We start from the raw sequence: 12,423 nt of genomic DNA on the forward strand, positions 1-12,423 counted from the left end.
GGGGTCAGGAGACCCCGAGTTGGCCGGAGAGGACCATGACGGCCGCCCCGCGCAGGACGATGTCCTGCCCGTGCGCGGTCATTCGGAGCCTCAGTTCCCGGTGGTGTTCCGTCATCGTCCGGTTCCGGACCGTCTCGACGGCCGCCTCGAGCAGCGGGCCGTCAAGCAGTTCCGCCGGTCCGCTGAGCACGACCTCGGAGAGGTTCAGCGCACCGACGACGGGGGCGAGCACGATGCCGAGGCGTCGGCCCGCTTCCCGCAGGGTCTCTTCGCGAGCGGATGCCGCGGCATCCGCCTCGCCGAGTCGTTCGAGCTCGGCGGTGAGTCGCGGCACCGCGAGCCAGGCCTCGAGGCAGCCCTGCTTGCCGCACGCGCAGCGCGGGCCGCCGTCGGTGCCGACGACGACGTGGCCGATCTCGCCCGCGGCGCTGCCGGCGCCGATCACCGGTCGGCCGCCGACGATGAGCCCGGCGCCGACGCCGTGGCCGACCTTGACGAGGAGCAGGTCGCCGGGGGCGCCCGCATGTTCGGCGAGCACGGCGACGTTCGCGTCGTTCGCGACGTGCACGGGCAGGTGGAACGCGGCCTGCAGCCGCTCCTGGAGCGGGAGGTCGGTCCAACCGAGGTTCGGCGCGGAGTGGACGACGCCGTTGGGCTCGACGACGCCGGGCGAACCGACCCCGATGCCGAGCACGGGCGCGGTCGTGAGGGCGAGCAGTCCGTCGAGGAGCTCGGTGACGAGTTCGACCGCCCGCTCGCCGGTCGCGCCGTCGAGGGCCACCTCGGCCCGGGCGACGGTCGTGCCGTCGAGGTCGAGCACGGCGCCGCGGAAGCGGGTGTGCTCGGAGAGGTCGAGGGCGACCACGTGGTGGCCGGTGCGGTCGATGTCGATGAGCGTCGCGGGCTTGCCGGGACGCGCGTCCTCGCGGTGGCCGAGCTCGACGACGAGGCCCTCGCCGATGAGCTCGGCGACGAGGTCGGAGACGGTGACGCGCGTGAGGCCGGTCTCGCGCGAGACATCCGCCCGGCTCTGCGCGCCCTGGCTGTAGAGCGTCTGCAGGACCAGCGAGCGGTTGTGGCTGCGGGCGTGCTCGGGGAGGACCTTGCCCGAGGTGCGGAGCGCTCGGCCCGCGAAGAGCTGGCCCGCGGTCGCCGCCGGCGCGGCCGGCCCTGCCGTGCGCGCGCCGCCGAGTGCGATGCCTGCGGGCGCCTGCCCGGGTGCTGCTTCCGTTGCCGTCACGTTTGTTAGTACACCTTACGAACAAACCTTCACGCAACCCCTCGGACGAAATTCGTTCAGGTTCTTTACAAACCCGTGACCTGGCGGTGGCGCGCCCGTCGCCACTTCCGGCCGCGAGTGCGCGGTTCCGCGACGAGTGCGCGGGAGCGGACCTGCGCATCCGTCGCGGAACCGCGCACCCATGGGACACTGCCGCGTCCTCCGGTCTCCGCCCGGCGACCGGGGCCTCGGTCGTTGCGCGGAGAACGCGCCGTCCGTCAGCCGCGTGCGTCGGAGGATGCTTCCTCACGGGCACTCGCCCGGTCGCCGACGTCGGGCGCACGCGCATCGCGCCGGCCCCCGATCGCGCGGAGTGCCGCGAGGATCGTGATGAGGTCGACGACCTCCTGCAGGAGCGCGCCGACCGTCGCCGGGATGACCCCGAACGTCGCGACGAGCATGAGCGCGATGCTCACGGCGATGCCGATCCAGATCGACTGGAGCGCGATGCGCACGGTGTCGCGCCCGATCTCGACGGCCTTCGCCGTGCGCGAGACGTCGTCGACGAGGATCACGGCGCTGGCCGACTCGCTCGCGGCGGTCGCGCCGCGCGCCCCCATCGCGATGCCGACGTCGGCCGCGGCGAGCACGGGCGCGTCGTTGACGCCGTCGCCGACCATGATCACCGGGCGGTCGGCGATGCCCGCGACCTCCGCGACCTTGTCGGCCGGCAGGCACTCGGCGCGGACCCGCTCGATGCCGAGCTCCTCGGCGATGTGGTCGGCGGTCGCCTGCGCGTCGCCCGTGAGCATCATCGTGTGGTGCACGCCGAGCTCGTCGAGTCGGGCGAGCGTCGCCGCCGCATTGCCGCGCAGGCGGTCGCGCGCGAGCAGCGCGCCCGCGTAGGCGCCGTCGACCGCGACGTACACGGCGAGCTCGCCGGGTGCGATCCCGGTGCGCCGGGCCTCCGGAGCGTGCTCGGCGACGAACGCGAACTTGCCGACCACGACCTCGCGGCCGTCGATCCGAGCGACGACCCCGTTCGTCGCGGCCTCGCTCGCGGCCGCGGCCTCCCGCAGCCGGATGCCCCGCTCTCGCGCCGCGTCGATCATCGACTCGGCGAGCACGTGCGACGAGTACTGCTCGGCGGAGGCCACGAGCCCGAGGAGCTCGTCGGCGTCGAACCCGGCCTCGGGACGGACGGCGACCAGTTCGGGCGAGCCGTGCGTGAGCGTGCCCGTCTTGTCGAAGACCGCGGTGCGCGCCCGGGCGAGCTGCTCGAGCACGCCGCCGCCCTTGACGATCACGCCGTTGCGCGCCGCGCGGCTCATCCCGCCGATGAAGGCGACCGGCGCCGCGATGAGCAGCGGGCACGGTGTCGCGAGCACGAGCACCTCGGCGAATCGCACCGGGTCCCCCGAGATCCACCACGCGAATCCGGCGAGCAGCAGCGAGAACACCGTGAACGGCACCGCGTACCGGTCGGCGAGCCGCACGACGGGCGCCTTGCTCGCGGCCGCCTCGGCGACGAGCGCGACGATCTGCTGGTACTGGCTGTCGGCCGCGCGCGCGGTCGCCGTGATCTCGATCGCGGCGAGCCCGTTCACCGAGCCGCTCAACAGGCCGTCGCCGGTGTGCTTCTCGACGGGCACGCTCTCGCCCGTGATCGACGACTCGTCGACGGATGCCTCGGCGGAGCGCAGCTCGCCGTCGACGGGCACGATCTCGCTCGGCCGCACGAGCAGCACGTCGCCCGGCTCGACCTCGTCGACCGGGACGTCGACGAAGTGGTCGTCGACCACGCGGTGCGCGTGCTGCGGCGCGCGGGTCAGCAGCGCGTCGAGCTCGCGCTTCGCGCGGCGGCTCGCGTAGTCCTCGAGCGCCTCGCCGCCCGTGAGCATGAGCACGACGATGAGCGCGGCGACGTACTCCCCCACGACCACGGTCGCGACGATCGCGGTGACCGCGAGGATGTCGAGGCCCCAGTGCCCGCGCAGGATGTCGCGCACCATCCCGACGGCCTGCCAGGCCGCCACGGCGAGCGCGTAGACGCTGAAGATCCACGCGACGAGCCATCCGGCACCCGCGAGCGCGAGCACGATCCCGACGAGCCCGATCGCGAGCGTGAGCGCGACGACGGGGTAGCGACGGACGAGACGGATGCCGCGGGCCATGCCCCCATCCTCCCCGATGCGGGACGGCTCATCCGAGGGACCGATGTCCCGAGCCCGCCGCGGGCCGGGGCTCGCCCGGGCCCGAGTACGGCGAAGGGCCGGATGCACGCGGCATCCGACCCTTCGAACCGTTCGAGCGCGGCGGCTCAGGCGCCGAGGCGCGCCTTGAGGTTCGCGTCGATGGTGTTGAGGAACTCCTCGGTCGTCTGGAACTCCTGCTCGGGGCCGACGAGGAGCGCGAGGTCCTTCGTCATGGCGCCCTGCTCGACCGTCTTGACGACGACGTCCTCCAGCGTGTGCGAGAAGTCGATCAGCGCCTGGTTGCCGTCGAGCTTGCCGCGGTGCGCGAGCCCGCGCGTCCAGGCGAAGATCGAGGCGATCGGGTTGGTCGAGGTCGGCTTGCCCTGCTGGTGCTGGCGGTAATGGCGCGTCACCGTGCCGTGCGCCGCCTCGGCCTCGACGATGCCCCCGTCGGGCGTGGTGAGCACCGAGGTCATGAGGCCGAGCGAGCCGAAGCCCTGCGCGACGGTGTCGGACTGCACGTCGCCGTCGTAGTTCTTACAGGCCCAGACGTAGCCGCCCTCCCACTTGAGCGACGCCGCGACCATGTCGTCGATGAGGCGGTGCTCGTAGGTGATGCCGGCGGCGTCGAACTTCTCCTTGAACTCGGTGTCGAAGACCTCCTGGAAGATGTCCTTGAAGCGGCCGTCGTAGGCCTTCAGGATCGTGTTCTTCGTGGAGAGGTAGACCGGGTAGTTGCGGTCGAGACCGTAGTTCAGCGAGGCGCGCGCGAAGTCGCGGATCGACGCGTCGAGGTTGTACATGCCCATGGCGATGCCCGAGCCGGGCGCTTGGAAGACCTCGAACTGCTGCGGCTCCGAGCCGTCCTGCGGGGTGAAGGTCATCGTGAGCGTGCCGGGGCCCTCGAACTTGAAGTCGGTGGCGCGGTACTGGTCGCCGAACGCGTGGCGGCCGACGATGATCGGCCTGTTCCAGCCGGGCACGAGCCGCGGGATGTTCGAGATGATGATCGGCTCGCGGAAGATGACGCCGCCGAGGATGTTGCGGATGGTGCCGTTCGGCGAGCGCCACATCTTCTTGAGGCCGAACTCCTCGACCCGCGCCTCGTCGGGCGTGATCGTCGCGCACTTGACGCCGACGCCGTGCTGCTTGATCGCGTTGGCCGCGTCGACCGTGATCTGGTCGTCGGTCTCGTCGCGCTTCTGGATGGAGAGGTCGTAGTACTCGAGGTTGACGTCGAGGTACGGGTGGATGAGCTGGTCCTTGATGGCCTGCCAGATGATGCGGGTCATCTCGTCGCCGTCGAGTTCGACGACGGTACCTTCGACCTTGATCTTCGACAAGGGGCGGTCTCCTTGGGATCTCGTGGGATTGCTTGGGAAGCGAGGAAGTCTCGGGGGTGTCCGGACACGCCGTCGACCAGCTTACCGCGTCACCGGAATATCTCGACATCGAGAGATCGATCGGCCGCGGACCGCGCCCAGCAGGCGTCGCATCCGGATGCATGGGGTTACCCGCGCGACACGTCATCCGGTTAGGCTGCGATGCATGGCTGATCTGCGACTCGAAGAACTGAACGCGACGAACATCGTCGCCGCGAACACCCTGTCGCTGAAGCCGGGCCAGGAGCAGTTCATCGCACCGGTCACCTACGCCGCCGAGTCCTCGGTCGTGAACCCCGCGACGGCGTGGCAGCGCGTCGCGCTCAGCGACGACAAGGTCGTCGGCTTCATCCACGGCAACTTCGACCCCGAGAACGAGCACGAGGAGTTCCGGGCCTGCATCTGGCGCATCAACGTCGACGCCGAGGCGCAGGGCAAGGGCGTCGGCCGGTTCCTCGCGCACGCGCTCGCCGAGGAGGCCAAGAGCCGCGGGTTCGACCGCATCACCGTGCTGTGGGAGCCGGGCGAGGGCGGCCCCGGCGAGTTCTTCCACCGCATCGGCTTCCGCGACGTCGGCGAGACCCAGTACGGCGACGTCATCGGCGCGCTCGAGCTCGCCGGCTGACCCGGTCGTCCACGACCCGGTCGAGGGGCGACGGATGCCGCGGAACGGCGAGGGCTTCGTCGACGCCGTGCTCGCCGTGGTGTCCGACATCCCGCCCGGTACGGTCATGACCTACGGCGACGTGGCCGCGGCGCTCGGCTCGCGCGGCGCGCGGGCGGTCGGACAGGTCATGGCGCGCTACGGCGGCGACGTGCCCTGGTGGCGGGTGATCCGCGCCGGCGGACGCCCGCCCGCCGGGCACGCCGATGCCGCGCGCCGGCACTACGTCGCCGAGGGCATCCCGATGCGAGCCGTCGACGACGAGGACGGCTACCGCATCGACCTCGCGGCCTGCCGCTGGCGCGGCTGACGCGGCGCGTCAGCGGCCCTCTCAGCGGTCGGCGGGAGAACCGACGACGCCCGGTGCGACGGTGTTCGACGGGTCCGGCGCCGCCGCGGCATCCGGCGGCTCGACACCCGGCTCGGCGGCGACCAGGAGGCCTGCGCCGGAACCCGGGAGGGCCTCCGAGACCTCGAGGTGCGCCGGCATCCGGATGGTGACGGTCGTTCCCGCTCCGGGCGGGCTGGCGAGGCCGACCGATCCGCCGACCGCGTCGATGCGGTCGACGATCCCGAGCATCCCGGTGCCGCGGTCGAGCGACGCGCCCCCGACGCCGTTGTCGCGGATGGTCAGCACGAGCTCGTCGCCCTCGACGTACGCACGGACCCACGCTCGCGTGGCCTTCGAGTGCTTCGCGACGTTCGCGAGCGACTCGGCGACGGCGAAGTACGCCGTCGACTCGACGAGCTCGGCGAGCCGCCCCTCGGGTTGCACCGCGATGTCGACCGGGACCGGGCAGCGCCCGGCGAGCTCGGGCAGCGCGAGCGCCAGGCCGCCTTGGGAGAGCAGGCTCGGATGGATGCCGTGCGCGAGCTCCCGAAGCTCCTTGAGGCCCTGGTTCAGCGTGCCGATCGACTGCTCGAGTTCGCCGGCGACCGCGTCGTCGCCCGAGGCGCGCGCGGCGTTCGCCGCGATGCGCAGTTGCATGCCGACGGCGACGAGGTGCTGCTGCGCGCCGTCGTGGAGATCGCGCTCGATCCGCCGGCGGGCCTCGTCGCCCGCCTCGACGATGCGCTGCCGCGACTGGCGCACCTGGTCGAGCGTCCGCTCGATCTCCGACCTGAGCCGGCCGTTGTCGACCGAGAGCCGCAGTGCGCTCGACACGCCGTCGAGCAGGCGCATGTTGTCGGTGAGCACGCGGTCGTGGCGGATCAGCGCGATCGGCAGGCCGCTCGGCGAGGCGACCGGGAGGATGCTGTGGCCGCGACCCTCCTCGGCGGAGTCGATCGGGCGCCCGGCGGCGTCGACGTACCGCCCGCGCTCCTCGTCCCACCAGAAGACCCGCACGGAATCGTCGCGGAGCGTGCGGGCGAGCGACTCCGCCCACAGCCCGCGGTCGGCGCCCTCGCGCGTGATGCGCATGAGGTCGGCGACGCGGGCGCGCATGTTGCGCGCGTGCGCGATGCCCGCGACGAAGCAGACCGGCACCGACGCCATCGCGATGAGCGACACCGTGTCGAGGGCGAGGTTCGGCGGGGTCCCGGTCGCGTAGTGGATCATCTGCGTGGCGAGCGTGCTCACCCACGACAGCAGCGCGACCGGCATGAGGAAGGCCACCGCCCTCGCGGGCACGCTGCCGCGGACCCACCGCAGCAGCAGCCGGATCGCGATGGCGATCGCCAGCGCGACGCCGACGAAGCGGTAGCCGATGTCGACGATCGCGAACACGGTCGGCGCCTCGGCGAGCCGGTACGGGTTCGGCACGCAGTCGCAGGGCACGGAGTCGGGGCCGGCGAGCGCGAGGACCGTGAAGAAGTTCACGACCGTCGCCACGAGCGCGGTGGTCGCGATCACCCGGTCGAAGCGGTCCCCGAGGCCGCCGCGCGGGTAGACCAGCACGAGGATCCCGGCGACCACCGCCCAGCCGAGGTCGACGCCGCGGAGGATCGGCCAGAGCCATCCGAGCGTTTCGATGACCGGGTAGAACGCCTGCGGGATCCAGAACAGGACGAACACGATCATGAGCCGCGAGGGCACCGGATTCGGCCCGATCGCCCACGCGACGCCCGCGCAGGCCGCGAACACGAGCGGGACCATCGCGTGCACCGTGGTCCAGGACAGCTCGGGCCGGAGGTCAACGGGCGTGGCGAGGTAGCCGGAGACCTCCATGAACAGGCTGATGGCGACGACCGTCGCGATCACGGCGGTGCGACGCGCGATGCGCCCGCGGCGGCCTGGGGCCATCACAAGGGCATCACCTCTGGCCGAGCAGCGTCAGCACCGCGAGCACGCGGCGGTGGTGCTCGGGCGACTCCTCGAGGTCGAGTTTCTGCAGGATGCTGCGCACGTGCGTCTCGACGGTCTTGAGGCCGAGGAACAGGGTCTGCGCGATGCCGCCGTTCGAGTACCCCTGCGCCATGAGCTCGAGCACCGACCGCTCGCGTTCGGTCAGGCGTGCGAGCGGGTCGTCGGCGCGGGTGCGCTGCACGAGCTGCTCGACCACCTCGGGGTCGACGACCGATCCTCCGGACGCCACGGTCTGGACCGCGCGCACGAGCGTCTGCGGCTCGGACACGCGTTCCTTCAGCAGGTATCCCGTGCCGCTGCCCGCGCCCATGACGCGGAGGGCGTACTCGGGCGTGGCGTACATCGAGAGCAGGAGGATGCCGATCTCGCTGCCGTCCTGGCGGATGCGCTCGAGCGCGACGATGCCCTCGTCGCGGTGCGTCGGCGGCATGCGGATGTCGAGCACGGCGGCGTCGAGGTCGAGGTCGTCGATCGTCGCGAGCAGCTCGTCGGCGGTGCCCACCGAGGCGACGACCTCGATGCCGCCGCCCTCGAGCACCTTCGCGATCCCCTCGCGAAGCAGCAGCGCGTCGTCCGCGATGGCGACCCTCAGGGGCCGTTCCTCCGTGCGCTCAACCATCCAGGCACCTCCGATCGAAGGCGTGCGTGAGCCCCCGACGTCCATGCGCCGCCTTCTGCCGAGAATACGCGCCGCACCCCGACCCCGGGGGACCCCGTTGTGGGGACAGCCCCGTGCATCCGGGGGCGCAGCCGTGCCACGCTGGGTTCGGGTCGCGCACCCTGCCTGCCGCGTCGACCCCCGAGGCGCCGGCCCGCGCCGTCCACCCGAGGAGCGTCATGGTCCGATCCGGTTCGACGCCGGCATCCGCCCCCGTCCCGCGACCGACGGCGGCCGCGGCGTCGGCGTCCCCGCCAGGCGGGGCCGCGCCCGGCGGGGCCGTGTCCGCCGAATCCGCAACCACCGGCGTCACGACCACCGGACGTCGCGTCGAGCTCGTCGTCGTCCCGAGCGGAGAGCGCGTCGCGGACGTGCTCGCACGCCGGCCCGGGGCGACCCCGTCGTTCAACCGGACCCTGCGCGTCGCGCTCGCGATGCGCGGCGGCGTGAGCCTCGCCGTCTGGATCGGCGGGACGGTCGCCGAGCTCGACGTCCTGCGCCGCATCCGCCTCTACGACCTCGGCGACCTCACGCTCGCGATCGTGCCGGAGACGCCGGGCCGCCCCCTCACCGAGCCGGTCCGCGTGCGCCTCCGGGCGTACGCGGAGATGCTGGATGCCGCCGGCTACGACCGCGTCGAGTTCGACCTGCTCGCGGGAGCGAGCGCCGGCGGCCTGAACGCCGTGGTGTACGCCGTCGCCCAGCGCGCCGGCACCGGGCTCGATCGGCTGCTGCGCACCTGGGGGTCGGTCGGCGGCTTCTGGGGGCTGCTGCACCCGCCCGGCGCGCGTCGGATCCTCGCGCTCATGCAGGGCGAGAAGTACTTCCGCTCGGAGACCGACAAGGCCCTCGTCGAGATCTACGACACGGACGACCGGCACCCCGACCTCGTGTCGGAGTACACCGCCGTCGACCTCTCCGCGACCGTGATCGACGCGAACGACGAGTTCGAGGAGGACGCGAACGAGGGACGCGGGCACTTCCGGTTCGTCGGCGACGACGGCCACCGGCTCGACAACCGCATCCCCGCGCGGCATCGCGAGCTCGAGACGACCGACCGTCCCGTCGACCCCGCCGTGCGCGACGACGACCTCACGAACCTCTCGCGGCTGGCGCTCGCGGCGCGTTCGACCTCGTCGCTCCCCGGAGGGTTCGAGCCGGCAGCGATCGACTCGTTCCACGGGGATGCCGGCACGGGCGACGAAGCCGGCATCGACGGCGGGCCCGGCATGCGCTTCGCGTTCGCGGGCCATCGCGCCGAGGCGTCGACGCCGTACCGCGTCGTCGACGGCGCCGTGTTCGACAACGTGCCGATCGAGCGCGCCCTGCGCGCGGCCCGCTCGCGCGTGTCCGACCGCCGGGCCGACCGGGCGATGATCTTCCTCGACCCCGAACCCGACCCGCCGCTCGGCGGCCGCGTCGACTGGGACCCGAACGCCTCCCGGTTCTTCCGGGCGATCAAGTCCATGTTCGACAAGCAGTTGCGTCGCGAGTCGGTCGCCCGCGAGGTCGCCGAGCTCGAGCGCTTCAACACCGACCAGCAGGTCGCGAGGGCGCGCTTCGAGGGTGCGGCGCCGCTCGTCGCGAGCGCCCTCGCCGATCCGGCCGGCGTGGTCGCCCGCCGGCCGGCCTACCTCAGGGCGCTGGCCGTCGACCTCGCCGACCACCTGGCCGAGACGATCGCGGCGCCGAGCCTGTGGCAGCTGCACTCCTCGCTCGAGCACCGGCGGCGGTACCGTCCGATCCCGCTCGTCAGGCTGACGGCGATGGCGGATGCCGCGACCGACCGGGTGGCGGCGCTTCCGCCGTCGCACCGCGACGCGTTCGCCCGCTCGCCGCTGGCGCTCGCGGATGCCGCGAACTGCGTGCTCGGCTGGACCCGGGCGTTGGAGGCCCTTCCCGCCGAGCCGGGCGCGCGGCACGGGTTCGCCTTCGGCGAGGTGCGCGAGGCCGCCTACGCCGCGCTCACGGCCGCGCTCGCGTGGCGCGACCGCGTGACGGTCCGCGTGCTCGAGGCGACGGCCGACTTCGCCGAGCGCGGCGTCGACCCCACCGCCGACGACCTGCGCGGATGGATCGACCTCTGGCTCGCGGAGAGCCGCCGCTTCCGCGAGCCCGACCTGTGGGACGGCCTCGACCGGGCGGTCGCGCGACTGCGGATCGCGATCGTGAACGTCGAACGCGAGATCGCCGCGGGGAGCCGGGAGCTCGAACCGCGCTGGGCCGGGTCGCCGTGGCGACCGCTCGCCGAGGGCCCGATGCTGTCGGCCGTGGACCTCCCGCCGCTGTACCACTCGGCCGGCATCCCGCCGGCCCTTTCGAGCGTGCGCTACTGGGCGATCGGCGTCGACGAGCCGCCGGCCGACCCGCAGGAGTACCTCGCCCTCGCGCAGGACCGGTGGTACTCGATGCTCGGCCGCGTCCTGCGGACCCCCGACCTGTCGCCCAGCGAGGCCGCCGCGGCCGTCGAGGCGGCCTCGGCGGAGGTCTCCCTCGACCGGGGATCGAAGCTCGCCGGGTACGGCGTCGGCAACTTCCTCGGCTTCCTCGCCCGCGACTGGCGGGTCAACGACTGGTGGTGGGGCCGGCTCGACGGCGCCGCCGGCATCGCGAGGTTCCTCACGTCGCTGGCCTCCGATGCGGTGCAGACGACGCGAGCGGTCCGGATCCTCCAGGACGCGGTCCTGGCCGAGGCGGACGAGCCCGAGGTGGTGGCCCGCGCCCTGTCGCCGCTCGAACCCGTGCCCGGTCCGGCGCGGGCGGCGGCCCAGGACCCCGAGTCGGCACCCGCGGCACCCGCGGCATCCGCGTCGCTCGAGGAGGCGGGAACCGCCCGACGGGCGCGCATGCGCGCGGGCACGGACACGATCTTCAACCTCGACCCCTCGTACCGGTTCGCGATCGCCTCGCGCACGGTCCGCCTGTTCGATCGCGTCGTCGTCCAGCCCGTCGGGCGGGGGATGCGGTGGCTCGCCTGGGCCGCCCTCTTCCTGCTCCGGCCCCTCCTCGTTCCCGTCCCGACGCTGTTCGACCCGCCGCGACTCGCCCTGGTCTCGGGCTTCGTCGCCGCGGTCGCCTGGCTGCTGACGTGGGACGACGTCGAGTTCGACTCGATCTGGTGGCTCGGGGTCGCGCTCGTGTCGGGCCTCGTCGCCGTCGCCGTGATCGCCGGGTCCGTCGGTTCGCGCCTGCGCCACTGGTCGGCGGTCGCCGAGGCGCTGGGCGGCGAACTCGGCCGCGCGGCGGGGCAGGCTCGGAAGCGCGCGCTCCGCCCGGCCTGGTTCATGGCGAGCGTGGCGATCGCGAGCGTCTTCCCGTTCGTGATCGCGATCATCGGCAGCAACTTCCTGCTGATGCTGCTCTGCCTCGGCGTCACGATCGTGCTCACGGCGATCGCCGTGCGAGCGGCGACCGCCGCCTCGCGGGCCCCGATCCCGGGCCGCGAGGCGCGGACGATCGGGATGATCTCGGTCTTCGCGCTGCTCGGCGGCGTGCTGCCGATCGCGCAGCTGCTCACGGAGTTCGCGACCCGCGACCACACGCCGGCGGCGCTCGAGGTTCCGCGCGACCTGAACTGGGTGGCCCTCGCCGTGGGTGCGTCCGCGGTCACGATCGCCCTCACCTGGGACTGGCTCCGGATCCGGTACCGTCCGATCGTCGACGACGACGAACGCCCCGCGGCGACCGGCGAGCGGCGACGCATCGCCTGGATCAACCTCATCAACTGGTTCACGGTCACGGTCGCCTCGGTCATCGCGGGTCTCGGCGCCTACGCGCTCGCGAAGCTCGTCACGCTCGGCATCGCGCCGCTGCTCGGCGACACGATCGCCGCGACGGCCTTCATCGTGGTGTGGGCGAACGTCGTGTGGTGGATGCCCGACGGCATCCGACGGCTCCCGCGCACGGACGACCGCGTGGAGCGCGCGCCACTCGGTTGACCGACCGGCCCCGGCGCGGGGCGTTCAGTGGTGTCCCCGACCGGCTCGGGGTGACCGCC

The 12,423-nt window shown here is 73.0% G+C and carries 8 protein-coding genes; 3 read left to right on the forward strand and 5 right to left on the reverse strand.

Going from position 1 to position 12,423, the window contains the following annotated elements:
* Positions 1-4: 4 nt before the first annotated feature.
* The 3 genes from GJ743_RS03995 to GJ743_RS04005 form a co-directional block, all read right to left on the reverse strand.
* Positions 5-1,198: an ROK family transcriptional regulator gene (locus GJ743_RS03995; protein WP_376862043.1), complete on the reverse strand. Its 1,194-nt coding sequence runs from the start codon at positions 1,196-1,198 to the stop codon at positions 5-7.
* A gap of 299 nt (positions 1,199-1,497) precedes the next feature.
* Positions 1,498-3,393, reverse strand: a complete 1,896-nt coding sequence (locus GJ743_RS04000) for a heavy metal translocating P-type ATPase (protein ID WP_155050644.1) — start codon at positions 3,391-3,393, stop codon at positions 1,498-1,500.
* Positions 3,394-3,539: 146 nt separating this feature from the next.
* A complete protein-coding gene (locus tag GJ743_RS04005; protein ID WP_155050645.1) occupies positions 3,540-4,757 on the reverse strand; it encodes an NADP-dependent isocitrate dehydrogenase in 1,218 nt (405 codons plus the stop codon).
* Between the two features lie 205 nt (positions 4,758-4,962).
* Here GJ743_RS04005 and GJ743_RS04010 point away from each other — a divergent pair, with 205 nt between their 5' ends.
* Both GJ743_RS04010 and GJ743_RS04015 read left to right on the forward strand, forming a co-directional pair.
* A complete protein-coding gene (locus GJ743_RS04010) occupies positions 4,963-5,421 on the forward strand; it encodes a GNAT family N-acetyltransferase (RefSeq protein ID WP_155050646.1) in 459 nt (152 codons plus the stop codon).
* A 34-nt stretch (positions 5,422-5,455) separates the two neighbouring features.
* Positions 5,456-5,770: an MGMT family protein gene (locus GJ743_RS04015; RefSeq protein WP_155050647.1), complete on the forward strand. Its 315-nt coding sequence runs from the start codon at positions 5,456-5,458 to the stop codon at positions 5,768-5,770.
* Positions 5,771-5,791: 21 nt separating this feature from the next.
* On the opposite strand, the gene GJ743_RS04020 is transcribed toward GJ743_RS04015, so the two are convergent.
* Complete coding sequence (locus GJ743_RS04020) at positions 5,792-7,705, reverse strand: sensor histidine kinase (RefSeq protein WP_155050648.1); 1,914 nt, start codon at positions 7,703-7,705, stop codon at positions 5,792-5,794.
* 10 nt (positions 7,706-7,715) lie between these two features.
* The gene (locus GJ743_RS04025) at positions 7,716-8,387 is read right to left on the reverse strand and encodes a response regulator transcription factor (protein WP_196216910.1); all 672 of its coding nucleotides are present in this window, start codon (positions 8,385-8,387) and stop codon (positions 7,716-7,718) included.
* A 320-nt stretch (positions 8,388-8,707) separates the two neighbouring features.
* On the opposite strand from GJ743_RS04025, the gene GJ743_RS04030 reads away from it, so the two are divergent.
* Positions 8,708-12,364 (forward strand): DUF3376 domain-containing protein, encoded by a 3,657-nt coding sequence (locus tag GJ743_RS04030; RefSeq protein WP_196216911.1) that lies wholly within the window; start codon positions 8,708-8,710, stop codon positions 12,362-12,364.
* Positions 12,365-12,423: the final 59 nt, after the last annotated feature.

Source organism: Agromyces bracchium (assembly GCF_009709675.1).
Taxonomy (GTDB): domain Bacteria; phylum Actinomycetota; class Actinomycetes; order Actinomycetales; family Microbacteriaceae; genus Agromyces; species Agromyces bracchium.

Excerpts from the sequence above, each read along its gene's own strand:
- GJ743_RS04000 (WP_155050644.1), bottom strand. The coding sequence starts at position 3,393 with ATGGCCCGCGGCATCCGTCTCGTCCGTCGCTACCCCGTCGTCGCGCTC.
- GJ743_RS04010 (WP_155050646.1), top strand. The coding sequence starts at position 4,963 with ATGGCTGATCTGCGACTCGAAGAACTGAACGCGACGAACATCGTCGCC.
- GJ743_RS04015 (WP_155050647.1), top strand. The coding sequence starts at position 5,456 with ATGCCGCGGAACGGCGAGGGCTTCGTCGACGCCGTGCTCGCCGTGGTG.
- GJ743_RS04020 (WP_155050648.1), bottom strand. The coding sequence starts at position 7,705 with ATGGCCCCAGGCCGCCGCGGGCGCATCGCGCGTCGCACCGCCGTGATC.
- GJ743_RS04025 (WP_196216910.1), bottom strand. The coding sequence starts at position 8,387 with ATGGTTGAGCGCACGGAGGAACGGCCCCTGAGGGTCGCCATCGCGGAC.